This window comes from Shewanella xiamenensis (assembly GCF_014647135.1).
GTDB lineage: Bacteria > Pseudomonadota > Gammaproteobacteria > Enterobacterales > Shewanellaceae > Shewanella > Shewanella xiamenensis.
The window spans coordinates 121,976-145,177 of the sequence record NZ_BMOP01000010.1 but is presented as its reverse complement, the minus strand read 5'-3'; the positions used below and the strand labels follow the sequence as shown (position 1 = coordinate 145,177).

Here is a 23,202-nt window from a genome sequence, read left to right as displayed (position 1 = left end):
TCACGCTTGCAGGAACATACGGGAACTGCTTGGCATGGTATGGCATTTTATGGGAACCGTTTCCCCATTTCCTGGCAGTGGGCATGGCACGGCGAAAATGTAGCAGTATTCGGATCAGCTATTTAGCCCTGCAGTAGTTTTGCTTCTGCATTTTCTACTCTTCTCGGTTTGCCGACGATAAGGAGAATATCCCCCGCTCGAAATACCCAATCCGATGCAGGATGCTCAATTTCTTGACCATTACGACGTATTGCCCTCAACTCTACCCGCAGTGATTCCCAATCAATATCGGCCACTTGCTTACCAACGGCATTTGCACCGCGGTGCAGCAGCACTGCATGCAAAGATTCTAAAGTGAAATCCGTCTCTGTACCCGAGAAAAAGCCATGTAAAAATTGATAATGATTACGCCGCTCCGACTCTAACCGCTTGAGGATCCGCGCTAATGGCACTCCGCATTGATGCAAAACCTGCGAAACTAACATCAAACTTCCTTCTAAGGTTTCTGGGATGACTTGATTGGCCCCCGCCTTTTGCAATAAGTCTAACTCGCTATCATCGCGGGTTCTGACCAAAATGTTAGCTTCAGGAGCCAGTTGCCGGCATAAGGGTAAGGCGTCTTCTAAACTGCGGGAGTCGCTAAAGGTGATCACTATCATTTTGGCATGCTTAATACCAATCTGTTTGAGAATGGCCCGCTTACACACATCACCAAAGTAAATAGGCTCCCCAGCTCGACGCGCCTCAGAAACCCTTGTGGGATCAAGATCGAGCACCAAATAAGGCACGGCTTCGGTCTTTAAAAAACGCGCAATGGTTTGCCCTACGCGCCCATACCCCAAAATCACCACTAAATCATGGTCGTCGGATACCACGGGGACGACATCATCTACATGCGCTGACTGGCGGATCCCCAATAACCACTTTGCAATATCCACACTGTGACGCACCAACCAAGGGGCGATACTCATCGATAATACCGCCACCATTACCAGCATCGTACTGATCTCATTACTCAGTAACCCATAGCTAACGGCGAGCGCGAGTACCACAAAACTAAATTCCCCTACCTGCGCCAAGCTTAAGGCTGTGCTAATCGCAATCCTAAAGGGCTCACCCACTAAGCGTAATAATCCATGGATAATAAGTGCCTTACCAAACACAACTGCGAGCAGAACCAATAGAATTTGCCACCAAAACTGAATAACCAATCCAAAATCTAGCATCATGCCGATAGAAATAAAAAATAGCCCCATTAATAGATCGCGAAAGGGGCGAATATCCGCCTCGAGCTGACGACGATATTGACTCTCACCAAGCAGCATCCCCGCCATAAATGCCCCTAAGGCCATCGATAATCCTAACCACTGGGTAAATGCGCCCGTGACCAAGGCGACCACTAATGTTGAAAGAACAAAGAGTTCATTTGAGCGCGACCTTGCCACCTCATCAAACAGCCTGGGTAAAGCCCACTTCCCCAAAGCCATTAAGAAAAAGAAGGCGAGAATCCCCTTGAGTAACGCCCAAGCGATAGAGGCTAACATTAAGGGTTCATCACTCTGTCCGAGTAATGGCAGTAGAATCAGCAGCGGCACTACCGCTAAATCCTGAAATAACAATACACTGACAGATAGTTCGCCATGACGACGCCTTAGCCAGCCCTGCTCATTGAGCAGTTTAAGCACGATGGCGGTAGATGAAAGCGCAATTGCAGCGCCGATTACGAGTGATTCAATCCAATTCAACCCACAGGCTAACGCCACTAGCATAGTCAAGACAGTGGTGACTAGCACCTGGGCACTGCCTAAACCAAACACGGTTCTGCGCATCGCCCATAAGCGGGGTACCGAAAACTCAAGCCCTAGGGTAAACATCAACAGCACTACCCCAAGCTCGGCGACAGACTGCATTTGCTGCTGAGTAAACCAATGAAAGCCACTCGGCCCACTGAGTACTCCTGTTAACAAATACGCCAAAATAGCTGGCAAACCGATACGCCTAAGTAGCGCAATCGCAACGATCGCAATGACTAACATCAGCAGAATTTGAATCAAGAAACCATGTTCCATAGACGCACTAGCTCCTGTCAAATTACTGGCATGTTAAAAATTATAACGATGAGCTTTAAGCTTAACTGAGTGACAAGTAAAGACAAATTTAATTGGCAAATATAACGGCACACATATTGCTTAACTAAGGTAACAGTTTTTATCGCCATTTCATTTGCTGGGGTAATCATAATGGACTTTGGCTTAGCGACCACGTTATATCCCGATGAATATAACTATCAAACAGAGGCATATAGCCCGACATCCGCGCCGCTGGATCTCGTACAAGTTATCCAGCAACTGCATGCTAGTTTAGATCCGCGGACAGTCTTTGCCTGCTACGGCAAAGTGCTGGGACAACATCTGCCTATACAAGGGGTTCGACTACAATCTGAGCAATATAAATTAAGCTGGGGTAAACGTTATGGGATTAGCCTTAAACGGCAGATCATTTGCGGCGGGACACCAGTTACACTGCAGTATCAACTGTTAACGCCGCTAACGCCCTCACAGAGCATCAGCTTGCAAGAAATAGAGCCGCTTTTGTTACAACCATTGCTGAATGCCATGCAGTACCAAGAAATGTCGATGCAGGCGATGTTTGACTCCCTAACGGGTCTTGGAAATCGTCACTATTACAGCCAAAGCCTGAAAAACGCGGTGGCCAGGGCTCACAGAAAACAGGGAACGGTGTCACTTATTGTGTTGGATTTGGATAATTTTAAGCAGCTTAACGATAAGTATGGTCACAAATGCGGTGACTATATTTTGAAGGAGTTTGGTGACATTATCCGTAGCAGTATCCGTAGTACAGATCAGGCTTTCCGCATCGGCGGCGATGAGTTTGTGGTCATAGTACAAGGTAATATTCATGCAGCGGGTTTACTGTGTGAGCGTATCGTCACTGCAACCAATGCCAATACTAACTTCCATCAATTTGGCGTGAGCAGTAGCCTTGGGGCGGCTGAGGCGAGCGACACGATGGAAGCCGAACAACTCTATGAGCAGGCTGATAAAACCTTGTATCAAGCCAAAGCCTCGGGGCGTAATTGCTACAAGTTAAGCCCAGCCCAACTGTCTTAATCGAGCATGGATGCTGCTCACTGGCGATAAAGCATGGCAAATAGACTTTGCTATCCGATTGCCTGCCCATCAAACTTAAGCCCGATATCATCCCCTTTGGCACAAAATGCCTTTTCAACCCAGAGTCCAAAGGCCATCACCAGCTTATCGTTGTAGAACACGAATCCTACATCAGTACGTAACCAAGGCGGCACCGCGCATTCCTGCCATAACTTTTTCAGCTCGCGTCCCTTATCTCGAAAATGTGGCTGACAGCGAAATTGCCCCGCCAAGCCATAACGTAGACTCACCACTTCATCGGCGTTAGGTAAACGCAGCCGAGGGCCTGTGGTCACCAACGCAAATGGCGCAGTCTTGTCTCCAACAAGTGCTGATGCTTGAGTCAATAAGGTCAGAATCTCTTGATGTAGGTCGCGCGCTGTAATGTGGGGCACGGTAGATAGGGTTTCTCCACTATCCAGATAAAGCATCCCTGCAAAGCGGCGCAGTACACAGTCATTAATGCGGATATGGACCTTAGCATCCTCTTTAGCGTGGATTAATTGCTGCAACATTTGCTGCAACTGCACGTAGGATGGCAGTGAAAATCCTTGGGACTCAATAAAGCCCCGCAGCAGTATCCCTTGCCATTCAATCGGTTGCGATGCTAACTCCGTCAGCTTAAGGACGGTTTGCTCAGTAACAGCCGCCTTGGTTAACAGCTTAGGTAAACGCTCACTTACCTCAGTTTCTACTATGGCTTGCTGCTCGGCACAAAGCTGGGCACTGCGACTGGCGGTGCTGGCGATACTTGGCCAGCGCGCTTTTAGGCGTGGGATAATCTCGAGGCGAAGAAAGTTACGATCGTACTTATCATCTTTATTACTCTCATCATCGATATGGACTAAATGTTGCGCTTTGGCAAAGGCTTCAATCATCTCGCGGCTAATATCAAGCAAAGGACGCACTTGTAAGCACTCCCCTTTGCCTGCTAATGAGAGTGGCTGAATGTGCCCCATGGCGGCTAATCCCTTAGGGCCTTGACCGCGTTTTAGGGCTAACAGAATTGTCTCGAGTTGATCATCTTCATGGTGAGCGGTTAGTAAGATATCCTGCGGATTAAGATGCGCTAAAATCGCCTGATAACGCACTTTTCGCGCTGCAGCCTCAACGCTCACCCGAGGACCAAGCTCGAGCTGAACCCGTTCTACCGTCACAGGTAAACCATACAGGGCCGCGCGTTCTTGACAATGCTTGGCCCAAGCATCGGCATTGGGGCTCAAGCCATGGTGTACATAAATCAATTGATAGCGTAAATCAGGACGCTGTTTAGCATATTCACTTAAGCCGTAGGCGAGCACTTCAGAATCGACTCCGCCACTGTAAGCGAGGACTAACTTGCTCCCCGCTTGAAAGGGTAAGCTATCTAAAAATCGCGCTATATGAACACTCAAATCCTGCGCAGCCATCCTCTTCCCCACTCAAAAACAACAGAAACCTAAGCTTGGTTCGACTTAAGGCAGATATTACGATGGAAATACAATCCGCACTTTGTTCGGGCCGAGTAAACTTTCCAAGGCAAAGACCAACTCATCACTTGGGTTAACTCGCCAGATTTCGGCCAATCTAAACTGCCCCTTGGCTTGAGCTTGGCTGTAGTTAATTAGCACTGGCACTGCGCCATTACGCCATGGACTGATTGCCTGCTCAATGCCCTCGAGCATATTTGGGGTCAGCTGCGATGCCTCTAAATCGATTTCCAATGCACTGGCAAAATGGCTACGCGCCTCACTGATATCGATGATATTGCGCGCCGTCATCCGGTTTCCACCGGCAAAATCATCAAAACTCACCTCACCTTCGCAGATCAGGATCCGGTCCTTTTCCAGCAGGTGATTAAACTTCTCAAAGGCTTCAGTAAATAGCATCACCTCAAGCCGAGCGCTCTTATCATCTAAGGTCAGTAAACCCATTTTCGAGCCGCGTTTAGTGAGCATCACCCGGGTCGCCACGACGAGGCCCGCAGCCTTGACGGTTTTGCCCCGTTCGGTAGGATGCACATCCTTCAAGCGCCCTGAAGTGTAATGCTTAAGCTCTTTAAGATATTGATTTATTGGGTGCCCCGTTAAATACAACCCTAATGTTTCGCGCTCGCCCTCAAGCCAAATTTTGTCCGGCCATGGGGTACATTCCACAAACTGTTGCTTGCTATCCTCGGGATCACTATTGAGCAAACCAAACATATCATGCTGGCCAATAGCCTCAGCCTTCGCATGTTGGTCTGCTGCGCTAATGGCCTCGGGTAAGGTTGCCATCATCGACGCGCGGTGCGGTCCGAGGGAATCTAACGCTCCAGCACAGATAAGCTTTTCAATAACCCGTTTATTGAGCTTTTTTAGGTCTATACGGGCACAGAAATCGAATAAATCAACAAAGGGACCATCTTTACGCGCCGCTAAAATTGACTCAACTGGCCCCTCACCCACGCCTTTGATCGCTCCAATGCCGTAGACAATCCGCAGATCATCATCAACGGTAAACTTAAATAATCCCTTATTCACATCCGGCGGAATGATGGTGAGCCCCATCCGCTCGCATTCATCCACTAAGGTCACAATTTTATCGGTGTTATCCATATCGGCAGACATTACAGCCGCCATAAATTGCGATGGAAAATGGGTCTTCAACCACAGCGTTTGATAGGAAACTAACGCATAGGCCGCAGAGTGAGACTTGTTAAAACCGTAACCAGCGAACTTTTCCACAAGGTCGAAGATTTTCATCGACAGCTCGCCGTCGACACCATTTTTAATTGCGCCCTCTTTAAAAATACTCCGCTGCTTAGCCATCTCCTCAGGCTTTTTCTTACCCATAGCACGGCGTAACATGTCAGCGCCGCCTAAGGTATAACCTGACAATACCTGCGCAATCTGCATCACCTGCTCTTGGTACAAAATAATGCCGTAGGTGGGCGAAAGCAGTTCTTTTAAGGATTCATGCTGGTATTGAGAATCGGGGTAAGACACCTCTTCACGGCCATGCTTACGCTCGATAAAGTTATCCACCATGCCCGATTGCAACGGCCCTGGGCGAAACAATGCAACCAGAGCGATCATATCTTCGAAACAGTCGGGCTGTAGACGTTTAATCAAGTCCTTCATACCACGGGATTCGAGCTGGAATACCGCAGTGGTTTCATAACGTTGCAGCAATCTAAACGAGGCTGGGTCGTCTAGCGGAATCGCTTCAATGCGTATTGGTGGACGGCCATTTTTAACCTCCACCTTGTTGATCATCTCTAGCGCCCAATCGACGATAGTGAGCGTTCTTAACCCCAAGAAGTCGAATTTAACTAACCCTGCGGTTTCCACGTCGTTCTTATCGAACTGGGTTACCGGGTTTTTACCTTCAGCGTCGCAATATAGCGGCGAAAAGTCGGTGATCTTGGTAGGCGCAATCACCACGCCCCCCGCGTGCTTACCCGCGTTTCGAGTGACGCCCTCGAGTTTGCGGCACATGTCGATAAGATCTTTGACATCTTCATCAGCATCGTAGGATTCCTGCAATGCAGGTTCCACTTCAAAAGCTTTGGCCAGTGTCATCCCAGGCTCGGGTGGGATAAGCTTTGAAATGCGGTCGACAAAGCCATAGGGATGGCCCAGCACACGGCCGACGTCTCGGATAACCGCCTTAGCCGCCATGGTACCGAAAGTAATAATCTGCGATACCGCTTCACGGCCGTACAACTCAGCCACGTGGTCAATGACCTCGTCGCGTCGATCCATACAGAAGTCAACGTCGAAGTCGGGCATCGACACCCGTTCTGGGTTCAAAAAACGTTCGAACAGCAGGTCAAATTCGAGGGGGTCTAAGTCGGTAATTTTAAGGGCATAGGCGACAAGCGAACCCGCGCCCGAACCACGGCCAGGACCAACGGGAATCCCGTTGTCCTTACCCCACTGAATAAACTCCATCACGATAAGGAAGTAACCAGGAAAGCCCATTTGGTTAATCACTTGAAGCTCGATGTCGAGGCGCTCATCGTACTCACCGCGACGCTCGGCGCGCACCTGTGGGTCGGGGAATAAGAATGCTAAGCGCTCTTCGAGCCCCTTCTTAGAGCGATCAACCAAATAATCCTCAATCGACATATCGCCAGTGGGGAAGTTAGGTAAGAAGTATTCGTTTAAACGAATAGTGACGTTACAACGCTTAGCAATTTCAACGGTATTGGCAAGGGCTGCGGGGATGTCAGCAAACAGCTCACACATTTCCTCTTCACTGCGAAGGTACTGCTGCTCACTGTACTTTTTAGGACGGCGTGGATCGGCGAGCGTAAAACCATCGTGAATCGCGACCCGTATTTCATGGGCTTCGAAGTCCTCTGGCTTTAAAAACACCACCTGATTTGTAGCCACCACAGGAATACCCTTTTCCTGCGCTAATCCCACCGCCATGTGCAGATAACGCTCTTCATCGGGGCGTCCGGTGCGTAACAACTCAAGGAAATAACGTCCCTCAAAATGCTGCTGATAGAACTCGCATAACGACTCAACCTGAGTATTGTTGCCCTTCAGCAGCGCCTTACCCACATCCCCTTCTTTGCCCCCAGACAGCAGCAAAATGCCTTGGTTATATGTGACCAACCACTCTTGGTCAATCACTACGCGACCTTGAACATGCCCGCGTAAATAGGCTTGACTGATGATTTGGGTGAGGTTTTGATAGCCCTCATTATTCATCGCAATAATGGTTAAGGCGCAAAACTCACCATCAAAACCAGGCACTTGCATCCAAAAGTCCGCGCCAATAATCGGCTTGATGCCTGCGCCATGGCAACCGCCGTAAAACTTCACTAGACCACAGAAGTTATTTTGATCTGTTAAAGCCACCGCCGCCATCCCATGCGCTTCAACTTGAGCAAGGATTGGCTTGACCTTAGCCACACCATCGGACATAGAAAAGTCACTGTGGACACGCAGATGCACAAAACGAGGATCGGACATAATTAGAATTATCTTTGAATAGCAGGTTAACAATCACTAAAAAAGCAGACTAGCAAAGTCACCGCTCTTGGGCTAGTGACTTTGCTCTCAAGCTGAAGTGAAAACACCCAATCGGTGTTAACGCTCCAGTAATGCCTTGACGGGTTTGAAACTTTTACGATATTGATCGAACACACCATGCTCGGCGATGGCGTCAAAATGCGCCTTAGTTGGATAGCCCTTATGCTTAGCAAATCCATACTGTGGATAAGCGGCATCGAGGGCATCCATCTCCCGATCGCGGGTCACTTTGGCAATAATCGAGGCTGCACTGATGCTGGCAATCAGGCCATCACCCTTGACTATGCTATGGCTCGCCAAAGACAGCCCTTGGTGAGTAAACGCCGGACTGCGATTACCATCGACTAAAACTAACTCGGGCGCACGTGCAAGCCCTGCCACCGCGCGCTGCATGGCAAGCATAGTGGCATGCAGGATATTCAGCTCATCAATTTCCGCAGGACTTGCCCGCCCCACATGAAAGCTTAAGGCTTTTTCACAAATCTCATCGAATAATGCCTCGCGGCGCTTCTCGCTGAGCTTTTTAGAGTCATTTAAGCCCAAAATAGGTCGATTAGGATCGAGGATCACCGCAGCGGTGACGACATCGCCAACGAGGGGACCGCGACCAACCTCATCGACACCAGCCACTAACACCGATGCAAAAGCAGCGATCTCGGTGTCGGTCAGCGTCTTAAATACCGCCATTAGTTCACATCCTTAACATCAACCAGAGCCAAAACCGCCTCGGCCGCCTTTTGGCTGGCATTACAACGCAGCAGTTGATGCAAACGTTCAAACTCGGCTTTAATTGGTGCAAAGTCTCGGTTAAGTTCAACGCCAACCGCGGCAGCTATTTTCTCTGGCGTGCAATCATGCTGAATGAGCTCTGGTACCACATCTCGCCCCGCTAATAAATTTGGCAGCGAGAAACGATTCACCTGCATCATGCTCTTGGCAATACGATAGGTCAGTGGACTCACGCGGTACGCCACCACCATTGGGCGTTTAATCAGCATGGCCTCTAACGTCGCTGTACCCGAGGCGAGTAAAATACCATCGGCAGCGGCCATCACTTCGCGTGACTTGCCTTCCACCATGTGAATTTCTAAATCCGGCGCATAATCTTTTAACGCTTGTTCAAACTGCTCACGGCGCTTTTGATTCACTAAAGGCGTCACAAAGCGAATATCGGGAAATTGCTGCTTGATAAGTAGCGCCGCCTTCACAAAGGGCTCAGCCAATTGCTTTAGCTCACCGCCGCGCGAACCAGGTAAAATCGCGAGATATTCAGCCTCAGGATCTAACTCCAGCAATTGACGCGCACTTGCTTTATCACTCTCAAGCGGAATGTCGTCGGCTAAGGTATGACCGACAAAGGTACAAGGCACTTGATGCTTATCGTAGAAGGCTTTCTCGAAGGGCAATAATGACAGTACCATATTAGTGGCCTTGGCGATTTTAAAGATCCGCTTAGGCCGCCATGCCCACACCGAAGGACTCACATAGTGAACGGTTTTAATCCCCTGAGCCTTTAATTTAAGCTCGAGACCGATATTGAAGTCCGGCGCATCAATACCGATAAAGCAATCAGGCTTAAGCTCGGTGATGGACTTAATTAACGAAGCTCGGACATGGAGCAGGCGTGGCAGGCGCGATAGCACTTCAACTATCCCCATCACGGCTAATTCTTCCATCGCAAACAGGGATTCGAAGCCTAAGGCTTCCATACGAGGTCCACCAATACCAACAAAACGGGCATTGGGATGTGCTTTTTGCAGCGCGGCCATCAAACCCGCACCTAAAATATCGCCGGAGAGTTCTCCGGCGACCATTGCAAACACTAATTGAGATTTTTTGCTCATAAACCAATCATATCTGACAAGTGAATGGCACCGCAGCGATAACCTCTGCCATGGCATTTTCTAACGCAGAATGTCACAAGCAGTGCCTATGAATGGCATAGTCTAGAGTCGAAACTCTTAACGCATCATGCCGCTAACGAATAATGCCGCGACCCGAAGATTTGACAAACTCAACGAGCAACTTAACTTGCGCGTCATTTTGTGCATCTTCGGCAAGTGCCTCAACCGCTTCTTCAACCGTCAGGCTGCTACGATATAAGGTTTTATAAGCGCGGCGCACCGCTAATTGAGTTTCCTTAGAGAAACCTCGGCGCTTCATACCTTCGCTGTTTAAGCCGCGAGGGATAGCTGGTTGTCCCGCAGCCATTACAAAGGGTGGCACATCTTGTAATAATAACGAACATCCCGCAGTAAAGGCGTGAGCACCAATATGCACAAACTGGTGAACGCCAGTCATGCCACCGAGAATCGCCCAGTCACCGACATGCACATGGCCTGCGATAGACGCATTATTGGCCATAATTACGTTATTGCCGACCACGCAGTCGTGGGCAATGTGCACGTAGTTCATAAACAGGTTGTTTGAACCAATACGGGTTTCGCTATTGTCTTGAACCGTTCCACGGTGAATAGTGACATGCTCACGGATAACATTGTTATCGCCAATGATAAGGCGTGTAGGCTCACCTGCGTATTTTTTATCTTGGCATTCTTCACCCACAGAGGCGAATTGAAAAATACGGTTGCCTTTACCTATCACCGTCGGCCCCTTCACCACCACGTGGGAGCTTAACCAACAATCGTCGCCAATCTCGACACCCGCGCCCACATAACTCCATGGGCCTATGGTGACATTTTTACCAATTTTTGCATCGGGATGCACAAACGCTAATGTATCTATCACTGATTAATCTCTCTGCGGGCACACATGATTTCAGCGGAACAAACCACTTCACCATCCACTTTGGCCTCACCATAGAAAACGCCAATCCCGCGGCGCTCTTTAATCATTTTGACTTCAAAATGGATTTGGTCACCGGGTTCGACTACACGTCTAAAACGTGCATTATCGATACCCGCAAAATAATACAACACACCAGGTGGTGGCACATCGTCACTCATGGTCTTAAAAGCAAGCAGACCAGTGGCCTGTGCCATGGCTTCTAAAATCAGCACGCCGGGCATCACAGGCTGGATCGGGAAATGCCCCTGAAAGAAGGGCTCATTAATCGTCACGTTTTTAATCGCATGGAGACTCTCACCGGGGGTGAAATCCAGTACGCGATCGATTAATAGGAATGGATATCTATGGGGCAGATACTTAAGGATCTCCGAAATATCCATAGTGTTCATTTGATTAGACACGAACCTAGTTCCTCAAAATTGCCTTAGGGCAATTACTCTGGTGTATTTAAATTTTTTTCCAACGTCTTCACGCGCTGGAACAGTTCATCCAATTGACGGAAGCGAACTGTGTTTTTACGCCACGTTTTGTTATCCATAGCAACCGTGGCTGATGAATACAAACCAGGCTCACGCATATTACCAGTAATGTTGGTCGCGCCAGAAATATGCACACCATCGGCAATGGATAAATGGCCAGCAATGGCACAATTTCCACCAATAATACAGTACTTACCAATAGTGACACTGCCCGCAATCGTGGTACTGCCTGCGATAGCTGTATTTTCACCAATAATATCGTTATGGGCGACCTGCACTTGGTTGTCGATAATCACACCATTGTGGATTTCGGTATGGCCTAATGCACCGCGGTCAATCGTTGAATTAGCACCGATTTCGACGCGATCACCAATGCGCACACCACCCGTTTGGGGGATCTTAACCCACTGTCCGCGCTCATTAGCGTAACCAAATCCATCGGAGCCAATAACGGCACCGGAATGAATAATACAGTCTTGGCCTAAATGGACATTGTGATACAGGGTGACATTGGCCCATAAACGGCTATTTGAGCCTATGATGGAGTCTTGTCCAATCACAGTACCCGCACCAATTTGTACATTTTCACCGAGGATAACATTGGCACCAATCACCACATTAGCACCAATTGCCACGCCTTCACCTAACTGGGCAGAAGGGTCAATTTGCGCTGAGGGATGAATACCCATCGCTGCCTTGGGCGTGGTATCTAACAACTGCGCCACACGAGCAAACCCCACATAGGGATCTTTTACAACTAACGCAGTGCCAGGATAGTCCTGCGCATCTTTAGCCGACAATAACACCGCGCTCGCTTGAGTTGACTCAAGCTGAGCACGGTATTTGCTGTTGGCTAAAAAAGAGATTTGTCCCGCTGTGGCATGTTCAAGCGTTGCAACACTGTTGATCACTAAGGTTTCATCGCCTTGGACAACGCCATCTAATATCAGGCTTAGCTCTTTTAAAGTCACACTTTTCATCAATTACTTGCCTTTGCTTAAGGCTTCAACCACTTTGCCACTGATGTCAGCATTTGGCTTAACATAAATGACTGCACCACGCTGCAAAACTAAATCGTATTTTTCTTTTTCAGCGATAGTGTTAATGGCTTTTTGAACCTTAACTAACAGTTTGTTTTGCTCTTCGCCTTGGCGACGACGTAAGTCCTCATCCAACGCCTTACCTTTCAACTGATATTCAGATTTTAGCGCTTCCATTTTACGAACCAGCTCAGTTTTTTGCGTGTCATTCATTAACGCGCCATCACGTTGCTGCTTCTCCATTAGAGAGCGCATTTCTTCTTGCATTTTCTGAACTTCAGACATGCGATCACCAAACTCTGACTTCAGAGACTGCATGATTTGCTCACGTTGAGGTAACTGCTCAAACACAGCGCCCATATCAACTACAGCAATATTTTCCGCCTGCGCAGCTAAAGGTGCACCTAATAAAGCTAACGTCACCAGGGCACGGTTTACCATCTTGTTCAAAATAGACTCCTTGTTACCTTTGTTATATTCAGCAAAACTTGCCGAGTGTATGCCTTTTAAAAAGTTTTGCCAATATTGAACGAGAAGATCTCTGTTTGATCGCCTTCGTACTCTTTAATCGGCCATGCCAAGCTGAATACCATAGGGCCCATTGGTGATAACCACTGTAAGCTTACCCCCCAAGATGCTCTTATACGCGCAGGGTCACTGTAGTCTTGTAACTTATCAAACTCTTCAGCGGGTAAGGTTTGATATTTGGCAAAGTCAAACTCGGTATCCCACACGTTACCGGCATCGAGGAAGAAGCTGGTACGTACAGAGTTGGTATAAGCCTCATCCAAGAATGGCGTCGGTACAATAAACTCTAAACTCGCAGTTGCGATAGCGTTACCACCGATTGAACGGCCAGAGCTTACCTGAATACTGTTTGGATCGCCCGGTAAACTACAACCATCGCCCGATGGATCCGGCGCACAGGGTTCACTTCCACGGAAAAGATAGAAGGAACGCGGACCTACGGAGTTAGACTTAAAGCCACGCAGTGAGGTGCTACCGCCTGAGTAATAGTTTTCCCAGAATGGTAGGATCTGGTCATTATCGTTAAATTGACCATAACCATTACCATAGCCTAAACGACCACGTGCCAAGACCACAAAACTTTGACTGCGGTTGAGAGGGAAATAGTAGTTGGTATCGAAGTCAGTCTTGAAGTACTGCAGATCTGATCCAGGTACAGTCATCTTACCGCTTAAACGCTGTGATGAACCGTCTGTTGGGAAGGTTCCTCGGTTTAAGGTACTGCGATACCAACCTAAACTCAGCTCAAAGTTATCAAAACTTAAGTCTGCATTTGGATCATCTTCACGGTAAATATTGTAGAAACGCAGCGCCTGTTCATAGGCAGAGATTTCTGAAATCGTGTTATGACGATAACCAATACCGCCGTTGATACGGTTGTATTCGTTAATCGGGAAACCAGAGTTTAGCGCTACCCCATAGGAGCTGTTTTTATAGCGTTCAAGGTTGGCTTCGTTCGCATCGAACTCGTTCCAGTAAACACTACCGCCTAAGCTCACACCATCTTTAGTCCAATACGGATCGGTGTAAGATAAGTTGACGTTTTTAGAGTACTTGTTGGTACTTAAACTCACACCCGCTTGGTTACCCGTGCCGAGGAAGTTATTTTGCTGCACACCAAACTGTAGGCTTAGACCTGATTCAGTACCATAACCGACACCGGCGTTAAATGAGCCAGAAGGCTGCTCTTTCACCTTAACCGCTACATCGACTAAATCGTCAGTACCGGGCACTTGAATGGTCTCGGTATCGACGGTCTCGAAGAAGCCTAAACGGTTCAAACGGGCTTTAGATTGCTCAACCTGCGCAGAGTTTAACCAAGCACCTTCCATCTGACGCAGTTCGCGACGCATCACTTCATCTTTAGTGACAGTATTACCGGTAAAGTTGATGGAGCGAACATACACTCGCTTACCAGGTTTGATATTGATGTTTAAGGTCACTTCCTTGGTCTTATCATCAATTTCAGGGTAGGTTTTCACTTCAGGGTAAGCGTAACCGAAACGGCCTAAGTATTTGCTGTACATCTCTTCAGTGAAGGTCACATCACCGCCGTTGTACATATCGCCCGCCTTGATAGGCAGAATCGATTTCATCAACTCTTCACGACCCATCAGATCGCCCGTGAGGTTAACGCCTTTTACCTTGTACTTCTCACCTTCATTGACGTTTATAGTGATGTACAAGCCTTTACGGTCTGGGGTCATCGCCACTTGAGTCGAGGTAACTTCAAAGCGAATATAACCCTTGTTGTGGTAATAGGTTTTAATCGTCTCAAGGTCGGCTTGAAGCTTTTGCTTCTGATAGCGACGCTCACCAAACAGATCCCACCAAGCCACATAATCTTTCAGTTCTAACATGCCGATAAGCTCAGCATCGGTGAACTCATGATTACCGACCACGTTAATTTGGCGGATTTCGGCCGCTAAACCTTCAGTAAATTTGAACTTAAGTTCGACACGGTTCCGAGGCAAGTTAATCACCTGCGCCTCAACTTTGGCGCCGTATTTACCCACGCCGTAGTAGAAGTCTTGTAATCCCTTCTCGATGCCAGTCAGCATTGTGCGGTCTAAAGATTCGCCGACTTTAACGCCTGAGCCGTCCAGACTTTCCTGTAACTGCTCATCTTTAATGTCTTTGTTGCCTTCAAATGTCACAGCACTGATGGTTGGTCTTTCGGTGACTTTGACAATCAACACGCCGCCATCATGACTGACTGAGATATTCTCAAAGTTAGTTGAGGCATACAGGCTTTTAATGGCTTGCTGAATTTTTAACTGATCTACAGTGTCGCCCACTTTCACTGGTAAGCTTAACAAGGCAGCACCCAGTGCGACTCGCTGCAAACCTTCAACTTGGATGTCGGTCACTTCAAAGGGTTGGAAAGTATCCGCCAACACAGTCCCTGAAAACGACGCACCGACGAATAACATCGAGGCAAAAAGTTTATTCAATCTCATAGAGCACTTCTAATTATTAGTCTGTCCTTGCTCAGAGTCGGGCAAAATCATTGAAGAGCGCAATGCTCATCAACATCAGCAGTAATGCTGCCCCAAATCTGAATCCTATTTCCTGTACCTTTTCAGATACAGGCTTACCAGTTATTACTTCAACGAAGTAATACAGCAGGTGTCCCCCATCGAGCACAGGCAATGGCAGCAAGTTAATGATGCCTAAATTGACACTGATAAGCGCGAGGAAACCGAGAAAGTAAACCAAGCCATAGTTTGCACTATTGCCCGCACCCTGTGCGATTGAGATAGGTCCACTTAAGTTTTTCACTGACACATCGCCAGTAAATAATTTGCCAATCATCTTAAAGCTCACGACAACAAGTTGCCATGTTTTATCGGCTGCGATAGCAAAAGATTCGATTGGCCCATATTCTAGCTGTAATCGCATATTCTCAGGCCATTGTGCCTGAGCCGGGCTCACCCCAAGCACGCCGACATCTTTACCATCGCTATTTTTAACACTTGCTGGTGTCACCGAGATGGCAAATTGCTCGCCATTACGGCGCACGGTTAACTCCACAGGCACATTGGCAGAATGCTGAATAATGTCAACAAAAGCTTGCCAATCGGTATATTGCTGGCCATTGATAGCCACTAAGGTATCACCGACCTTCAGATCACTCTTAGCCGCTGCACTGCCTTCACTGATGAGCGCAATTTGTGGCTCAATCGCAGGGCGATACACGCCCAAGCCCAGTGCCGTGATCGGTGACTCTTTCTCAGGGTCGAAACGCCATTGACGGGTGTCTAAAGTGTAAGTACGAGTATCGGTATCAAGTCCCTGTAAACCGTTAAGGGGCGCAAGGGATAGTGTTAAACTGTCATCACCAATATGGCCAACAAGCGCCAAATTGACTTCTTCCCAATTCCGTACCGGCTGGCCTGAAATCGCCGTCACTTGCATCGGCTCAGTGACTTGGATTTGTGCCGCCGCAGTGCCAGGTGTCGTTGAGGTAATGACTGGCTTTAGCGATGGCACACCAATTAAATACATAAAATACAGTGCGATAATCGCAAAAATAAAGTTCGCAATGGGGCCAGCCGCCACAATGGCTATACGTTGCCACACGCTTTTACGGTTAAAGGCCTGATCTTTTAAGTTATCGGGGACATCTTCAACACGCTCATCGAGCATTTTGACATAGCCACCCAGCGGGATCATGGCAATAACATATTCAGTACCATCTTGACCGACTTTGCGCCAAATCGCCTTACCAAAACCAATCGAAAAACGCTCAACTTTCACACCACAGCGGCGCGCAACATAGAAATGGCCGTATTCGTGGGCAGTAATTAACAGCCCAAGTGCTACGATAAAAGAACCTAAGTTCCACAAAAAATCTAACATTCCACTCCTTACGTCATCAGTAAATCCACTCAAGCCTCGTCAACAAGAGGCCTAAGCAAATTTCGCTAGTAATTCACGGGCATATATCCGTGTTTGTGCATCGAGGGCAATGATATCTTCGATGCTGGTCATCGCCCGTTTAGGCACCGACGATAAACAGGCTTCGTTCACCTTGGCGATATGGGTAAACCCAATCTTGCCTTGTAAAAACGCCTCCACGGCGATTTCATTGGCCGCATTGAGTACCGTAGTCGCTTCTTGCCCTTGGGCACAAGCGGCAATCGCTAAAGCCAAACAGGGGAAGCGATTAAAGTCTGGCTCACAAAAGCTTAACTGTCCGACTTTGAAAAAATCCAAAGGTTCAACACCGGAGCGAATTCTTTGCGGATAGGACATACAATGCGCAATTGGCGTACGCATATCCGGGTTACCCATCTGCGCGATCACACTGCCATCGCGGTATTGCACCATAGAATGAATAACACTTTGCGGATGAATAACCACCTTTAGTTGATCTTTTTGGGTATTGAACAACCAGCGCGCTTCGATAAACTCCAAGCCCTTATTCATCATAGTGGCGGAGTCGACCGAGATTTTCGGACCCATTGACCAGTTTGGATGTTTGCAAGCCTGTGCTGGCGTCATTGCCGCAAGACTTGACAGCTCGGCGGTTAAAAATGGACCACCAGAACCGGTGAGCAAAATATGGGAAATACCTGACGCCGCTAAATCACAGCGCCCTAAATTAGCCTGCACTTCTTCGGGTAAGCATTGGAAAATCGCATTGTGTTCACTGTCAACCGGCAACAACGTGGCGCCAGAGCGTTTCGTTGCCTCAATAAACAGCTCGCCGGACATCACCAGCGCCTCTTTATTGGCGAGCAATACCCGCTTACCCGCCTTCACCGCAGCCAGCGTCGGGACTAAACCCGCCGCGCCGACAATCGCAGCCATCACGGTATCAACCACCGAGGAGGTGACTAAGGCAATAAGCTCATCCTCGCCACTTGTTACTTGGATATTAAGCGCCGCGGGTAATTGCGTCTTGAGTGCTAATGCAGCATTGGGGTCGACCATATGGGCGACCTGCGGGCGATGGGCTAAACACAGGGCGAGCATCTTGTCGACACTCGCATTCGCCACTAAAGCATACACTCGATAGGCTGAAGGGTTGGCCGAAATCACACTTAAGGTACTGGCACCAATCGAGCCTGTCGCACCCAAAATCACCATATTTTGCATAGCGTTACATCCAAAATGCAATGTAGATTAGGGTAAACACCGGCAAGGCTGCTGTCAGGCTGTCGATGCGGTCGAGCACGCCGCCATGTCCAGGCAAAATCGTGCCCGAATCTTTAATGCACGCAGCGCGTTTAAACATACTCTCGGATAAATCGCCAAGGGCAGAAATCAATGCTACAAAAATGGTCACCGCAACCACTAAGCCTAACTCCTGCTCAGGGGATATATACATAACACCCGCAACAACAATTAGTGTAGTGACTAAACCACCGAGCAAACCCTCTAAGGTTTTAGCTGGGCTAACTGCGGGCATAAGCTTAGTTTTACCGACAGCTTTGCCCACAAAATACGCCCCAGAATCCGCAGCCCAAACGATCAACATCACCAATAATACTAGCGATGCCCCATAGTAAGGCGATATTTGCGAACTAATCGATTTAAGGGCAATCAGTGCCACAAAACAAGGTACTAAAGTCAATTGTCCAAACATGGACTTTAGCATCGGACTCTTTTGCCACAATTTGGCGCTTTTAGGATAAGTGACCACCAGCAGCAGTGACACCATCCACCACAAAGTACCTATGGTAACCACGGCAAGATAAATGGGATGAATTTGCCCCCGAAGCCAAATGGTGTCGGCGGGAACAATTAAATTAAGAGCGATCAGTAAAATACCGACCGTACAAGTAAAACTCCATTGGGTGACATCACATTGACTATCGATGATCCTGCCCCACTCCTTAGCGGCGATCAGAAACACGGCGATCAAGGCCCAAGCAAAGTACTCAACGGGGAGTAAATAGATTGCTCCCAAAACTAATGGAATCAACCAAATTGCTGTTATTATACGTTGTTTTAGCAAAAAAAATCCCTCATGACGTTTTACAATGCGCGCATCTCATCAATTTGACTTCCGGTCAAACCAAAACGGCGCTGGCGACTGGCAAACGTGGCAATCGCTTCATGAAAAGCCTGTTCATCAAAATCAGGCCAAAGGGTGTCCAAAAACACCAACTCAGCATAGGCAGCCTGCCAGAGTACAAAATTGCTGATCCGGTAATCCCCACCCGTACGGATCATTAAATCAACTTCACTCTGATTTTGCATGCACAAATGTTCACTCAAGGCTTCTTCAGTGAACTGACTGCTGGTCATTTCGCCAGTTGCAACCTTTTCAGCTAACTTTTGCGCAGCTTGCAGTATGTCCCAACGACCGCCGTAATTGGCCGCCACATTCAATATCAATCCCGTATTGCTCGCAGTTTCCGCTTCTGCGGCACGAATTTGCTTTTGTAAACGCGCAGAAAAGCGACTGATATCGCCGATGATATTCAATTTGACCTGGTTTTTATCGAGTAACTTAATTTCCCGCTGCAATACGGTAAAAAACAGTTCCATCAATAAGCTGACTTCTTTATCGGGTCTACGCCAATTTTCGCTAGAAAACGCAAATAGCGTCAGCGATTGTATCCCTAACTGGCTGGCCGCGCTCACCGCACGTCTCACCGCTTTAACCCCAGCCTTATGCCCCATCACTCGTGGCTTGCCCTGGATTTGGGCCCAACGTCCATTACCATCCATAATAATCGCAACATGCTTAGGTAATGACTGTTTAACGAGTTCGGGTAATATCTCCGGTAAGCTTGTCTGAGCACAAGCATCCGCCTCAGTCGGCCTAGATTGCGGATCAAATTCCACTGTGGATGACATCTAATACAACCCTTTAAAATAGACAAACGCCGTGTAGTATACCCCTACACGGCGTAGCAACTCTAGCTTATAGCGCCTGAGATTAGACTTCCATCAACTCAATTTCTTTGGCCGCTAAAATCTCATCGACCTTCTTAATGTGAGCATCGGTGAACTTTTGTACTTCCTCTTCGAAGCGACGAACATCATCTTCAGTGCATTCTTTAGCTTTTTCGAGTTTCTTCACATCAGAAATCGCATCGCGACGTACGTTACGAATCGCCACACGACCACCTTCGGCCTCTGCACGTACTACTTTGATAAAGTCTTTACGACGCTCTTCCGTCAGCGCAGGTAATGGAATACGTAATGTCGCACCCGCTGACATAGGGTTTAAACCTAAATCAGAGCTCATGATGGCTTTCTCAACCGCTTGGATTGCGCTGCGGTCAAATACGGTTACTGACAAAGTACGCGCATCTTCAACGCCCACGTTTGCCACTTGGTTAAGCGGTGTCATAGTACCGTAGTAAGATACTTGGATTGAGTCCAGTAAGCTTGGGTGTGCACGACCAGTACGTACTTTAGCCATTTGATTTTTAGTCGCGTCAACGCATTTACCCATGCGCTCTTGAGCATCTTTTTTAATATCTGCAATCACGTTAAATGTCCTTCTTGGTCATTGAATAACTTATTTCGCTTTGATCATTGTGCCTTCTTCTTCACCCATGACCACGCGGCGCAGGGCACCAGGCTTGTTCATGTTGAATACTAGGATTGGCATGTCATGATCACGCGCCATCGTAAAGGCTGCTAAGTCCATTACTTTTAATTCTTTATCCAGCACTTCAGTGTATGTTAATTCATCGTACTTCACTGCTTCTGGATTTTTCATCGGGTCGTCAGAATAAACGCCGTCAACTTTAGTGCCTTTTAGCACGACTTCTGCTTCGATTTCAATGCCGCGTAAGCAAGCAGCAGAATCGGTAGTGCAGAATGGGTTACCAGTACCTGCAGCAAAAATCACCACACGACCTGATTTTAATAAGCTGATCGCCTCAGCCCAATTGTAGTCATCGCACACCCCTTTTAATGGGATAGCCGACATCAGACGAGCATTAACATAGGCACGGTGCAGGGCATCACGCATGGCCAAGCCGTTCATAACCGTTGCCAGCATACCCATGTGATCGCCCACCACACGATTCATGCCCGCTTTTGCTAAGCCTTCACCGCGAAATAGATTACCACCACCAATGACCACACCCACCTGAATGCCTAACTCTACCAGCTCTTTGACTTCTTGAGCCATGCGATCTAACACTTTAGGATCGATGCCGAAGCCTTCGTCGCCCATCAGTGCTTCGCCACTTAATTTTAGAAGAATGCGTCTAAATGCAGGTTTTGGATTGGTGCTCATAATTTTTATATCCTGGTCATAACAAGACCGCAGCCATTGCTGCGGTCTTGGGGGTATTTAGCGTTGGCGATTAAGCCTTTTTAGAAGCAGCGATTTGAGCAGCAACTTCAGCTGCGAAATCTTCTTCTTTCTTCTCAATACCTTCACCCACTTCTAAACGAATGAAGTTAGTGACTTTCGCGCCTTTCTCTTTCAAGAATTCGCCAACAGTTTTCTTTGGTTCCATGATGTAAGCTTGACCAGTCAGAGAAATCTCACCAGTAAACTTCTTCATACGACCAACAACCATTTTCTCTGCGATTTCAGCAGGTTTGCCTTCATTCATAGAGATTTCGATTTGCAGAGCTTGTTCACGAGCGACTACGTCAGCTGGAACGTCTTCTGGGTTAACGTATTCTGGCTTAGAAGCGGCAACGTGCATTGCGAGGTGCTTCAGAGTTTCGTCATCAGCGTCACCGGTTACCACTACACCGATACGCTCACCGTGGCGGTAAGAAGCTAATTTAGTGCCGTCGATGTACTCAACGCGACGAACGTTGATGTTTTCACCGATTTTAGCAACTAGCGCAACACGGGCTTCTTCAAATTGGGCTTTTAAGTCTTCTAAAGTCACTTTAGACGCTGCAGCAACGTCTAAAACAGCGTTAGCAAAACCTAAGAAGTTTGCATCTTTAGCAACGAAGTCAGTTTGGCAGTTTACTTCTAACAGTACTGCGAAACCTTCACCGTTTTTGATCAGGATAGTACCGTCAGCAGCGATGTTACCTGCTTTCTTAGCAGCTTTAGCAGCACCAGACTTACGCATGTTGTCAATTGCTAACTCCATGTCGCCGTTGGTTTCTTCTAACGCTTTTTTACAATCCATCATGCCTGCGCCAGTACGCTCGCGCAGTTCTTTAACTTGGGCAGCAGAAATTGCCATTGTTAAATCCTCTCTAAAAAATCGACTAATTTGCAGATATAAAACAGGGGCCGAATGGCCCCTGTTAACCAATCAAAATCTTGGTTAATAAGGGTGATGAAACTCATCCCGCCTTATTATTATTCGGCTTCTACGAAACCGTCTTGCTCAGCTTGAACAGCTAAATCTTGACCACGGCCAGCGTTAGCTGCTGCAGCAACAGAAGTAGTGTACAGGCGAATAGCACGCATCGCGTCGTCGTTACCAGGAACGATGTAGTTAACACCATCTGGCGCAGAGTTAGTATCAACAACTGCAACAACAGGGATACCCAGGTTGTTAGCTTCTTTAATAGCGATATGCTCGTGGTCAGCGCCGATAACGAATAATACGTCTGGCAGGCCGCCCATGTTCTTAATACCGCCTAAAGATTTTTCCAGCTTTTCAAGCTCACGAGTACGCATCAGCGCTTCTTTTTTGGTCAGCTTGTCGAAAGTACCATCTACTGATTGGCTTTCCAGTTCTTTCAGACGTTTGATTGACTGACGAACGGTTTTCCAGTTAGTCAGCATACCGCCTAACCAACGGTGATCAACATAGTACTGATCACAAGAAATAGCAGCTTCTTTGATCGCTTCGCCAGCAGCACGTTTAGTACCAACGAATAATACTTTACCTTTCTTTGAAGCAACGTTGCTGATGAAAGCCAGTGCTTCATTGAACATTGGCACAGTATGCTCAAGGTTGATGATGTGAACGCCGTTGCGAGCACCGAAAATGAATGGCTTCATTTTTGGGTTCCAGTAACGGGTTTGGTGACCGAAGTGGACACCGGCCTGGAGCATATCGCGCATTGAAACTGTAGTCATTTCTATTACCTTAAAATTTAGGGGGTTAGACCTCCACGTATCCCATGTCTTCGACCCCGCAGTTAACAGCTGAGGGCACCCCGAAGAATGTGTCGACACGTGTGTGATTTAGTATTTAGATAAATTGCCATGTATAATGGCCGCCATCTTTAGTTTTGCTATCGCCCAAAAGCAGATAAAGCTGAGCTT

The 23,202-nt window shown here is 47.8% G+C and carries 19 protein-coding genes; 1 reads left to right on the top strand and 18 read right to left on the bottom strand.

The features are described 5' to 3' along the window. Nucleotides 1-122 precede the first annotated feature (122 nt). On the bottom strand, nt 123-2,069 hold the full coding sequence (locus IEY09_RS11140; protein WP_188871065.1) for a monovalent cation:proton antiporter family protein: 1,947 nt from the start codon (nt 2,067-2,069) through the stop codon (nt 123-125). 171 nt (nt 2,070-2,240) lie between these two features. Here IEY09_RS11140 and dgcS point away from each other — a divergent pair, with 171 nt between their 5' ends. Beyond that, the gene (dgcS, locus tag IEY09_RS11135; RefSeq protein ID WP_069454614.1) at nt 2,241-3,131 is read left to right on the top strand and encodes a diguanylate cyclase DgcS; all 891 of its coding nucleotides are present in this window, start codon (nt 2,241-2,243) and stop codon (nt 3,129-3,131) included. Between the two features lie 50 nt (nt 3,132-3,181). Here dgcS and tilS read toward each other — a convergent pair whose 3' ends face one another. The 17 genes from tilS to rpsB all read right to left on the bottom strand — a co-directional run bounded on the left by tilS (nt 3,182) and on the right by rpsB (nt 23,013). Then, nucleotides 3,182-4,579 (bottom strand): tRNA lysidine(34) synthetase TilS, encoded by a 1,398-nt coding sequence (tilS, locus tag IEY09_RS11130; protein ID WP_188871063.1) that lies wholly within the window; start codon nt 4,577-4,579, stop codon nt 3,182-3,184. Nucleotides 4,580-4,636: 57 nt separating this feature from the next. Then, nucleotides 4,637-8,116, bottom strand: coding sequence for a DNA polymerase III subunit alpha (gene dnaE / locus IEY09_RS11125; RefSeq protein ID WP_188871061.1), 3,480 nt, complete (start codon nt 8,114-8,116; stop codon nt 4,637-4,639). Nucleotides 8,117-8,233: 117 nt separating this feature from the next. Then, the gene (rnhB, locus tag IEY09_RS11120; protein WP_069454612.1) at nt 8,234-8,863 is read right to left on the bottom strand and encodes a ribonuclease HII; all 630 of its coding nucleotides are present in this window, start codon (nt 8,861-8,863) and stop codon (nt 8,234-8,236) included. Beyond that, nucleotides 8,863-10,020, bottom strand: coding sequence for a lipid-A-disaccharide synthase (gene lpxB, locus IEY09_RS11115; RefSeq protein ID WP_088585822.1), 1,158 nt, complete (start codon nt 10,018-10,020; stop codon nt 8,863-8,865). The genes rnhB and lpxB overlap by 1 nt, the downstream gene beginning before the upstream one ends. 133 nt (nt 10,021-10,153) lie before the next feature. Next, nucleotides 10,154-10,924, bottom strand: a complete 771-nt coding sequence (gene lpxA / locus IEY09_RS11110) for an acyl-ACP--UDP-N-acetylglucosamine O-acyltransferase (protein WP_037416761.1) — start codon at nt 10,922-10,924, stop codon at nt 10,154-10,156. After that, nucleotides 10,921-11,385, bottom strand: a complete 465-nt coding sequence (fabZ, locus tag IEY09_RS11105; RefSeq protein WP_037416758.1) for a 3-hydroxyacyl-ACP dehydratase FabZ — start codon at nt 11,383-11,385, stop codon at nt 10,921-10,923. The genes lpxA and fabZ overlap by 4 nt, the downstream gene beginning before the upstream one ends. 32 nt (nt 11,386-11,417) lie before the next feature. Further along, entirely contained in the window at nt 11,418-12,443 is a 1,026-nt protein-coding gene (gene lpxD / locus IEY09_RS11100) for a UDP-3-O-(3-hydroxymyristoyl)glucosamine N-acyltransferase (protein WP_047534654.1), read from the bottom strand. 3 nt (nt 12,444-12,446) lie between these two features. Continuing rightward, complete coding sequence (locus tag IEY09_RS11095; protein ID WP_037416754.1) at nt 12,447-12,944, bottom strand: OmpH family outer membrane protein; 498 nt, start codon at nt 12,942-12,944, stop codon at nt 12,447-12,449. A gap of 65 nt (nt 12,945-13,009) precedes the next feature. After that, nucleotides 13,010-15,490 carry an outer membrane protein assembly factor BamA gene (gene bamA / locus IEY09_RS11090; RefSeq protein ID WP_037416752.1) on the bottom strand — a complete coding sequence of 827 codons (2,481 nt, stop codon included), beginning with the start codon at nt 15,488-15,490 and terminating at the stop codon, nt 13,010-13,012. A 31-nt stretch (nt 15,491-15,521) separates the two neighbouring features. Further along, nucleotides 15,522-16,892 carry a sigma E protease regulator RseP gene (rseP, locus tag IEY09_RS11085; protein ID WP_037416749.1) on the bottom strand — a complete coding sequence of 457 codons (1,371 nt, stop codon included), beginning with the start codon at nt 16,890-16,892 and terminating at the stop codon, nt 15,522-15,524. A 51-nt stretch (nt 16,893-16,943) separates the two neighbouring features. After that, nucleotides 16,944-18,134, bottom strand: coding sequence for a 1-deoxy-D-xylulose-5-phosphate reductoisomerase (ispC, locus tag IEY09_RS11080; RefSeq protein ID WP_037429564.1), 1,191 nt, complete (start codon nt 18,132-18,134; stop codon nt 16,944-16,946). 4 nt (nt 18,135-18,138) lie between these two features. Further along, nucleotides 18,139-18,996, bottom strand: a complete 858-nt coding sequence (locus tag IEY09_RS11075) for a phosphatidate cytidylyltransferase (RefSeq protein ID WP_037416744.1) — start codon at nt 18,994-18,996, stop codon at nt 18,139-18,141. A 20-nt stretch (nt 18,997-19,016) separates the two neighbouring features. Continuing rightward, nucleotides 19,017-19,844, bottom strand: a complete 828-nt coding sequence (gene uppS, locus IEY09_RS11070; protein WP_188871059.1) for a polyprenyl diphosphate synthase — start codon at nt 19,842-19,844, stop codon at nt 19,017-19,019. Nucleotides 19,845-19,926: 82 nt separating this feature from the next. Beyond that, nucleotides 19,927-20,484 (bottom strand): ribosome recycling factor, encoded by a 558-nt coding sequence (frr, locus tag IEY09_RS11065; RefSeq protein WP_037416738.1) that lies wholly within the window; start codon nt 20,482-20,484, stop codon nt 19,927-19,929. A 30-nt stretch (nt 20,485-20,514) separates the two neighbouring features. Further along, on the bottom strand, nt 20,515-21,243 hold the full coding sequence (gene pyrH / locus IEY09_RS11060) for a UMP kinase (protein WP_011071786.1): 729 nt from the start codon (nt 21,241-21,243) through the stop codon (nt 20,515-20,517). 70 nt (nt 21,244-21,313) lie between these two features. After that, nucleotides 21,314-22,165: a translation elongation factor Ts gene (gene tsf / locus IEY09_RS11055; RefSeq protein ID WP_037429566.1), complete on the bottom strand. Its 852-nt coding sequence runs from the start codon at nt 22,163-22,165 to the stop codon at nt 21,314-21,316. Between the two features lie 119 nt (nt 22,166-22,284). Next, complete coding sequence (rpsB, locus tag IEY09_RS11050) at nt 22,285-23,013, bottom strand: 30S ribosomal protein S2 (RefSeq protein ID WP_011071784.1); 729 nt, start codon at nt 23,011-23,013, stop codon at nt 22,285-22,287. Nucleotides 23,014-23,202 lie beyond the last annotated feature (189 nt).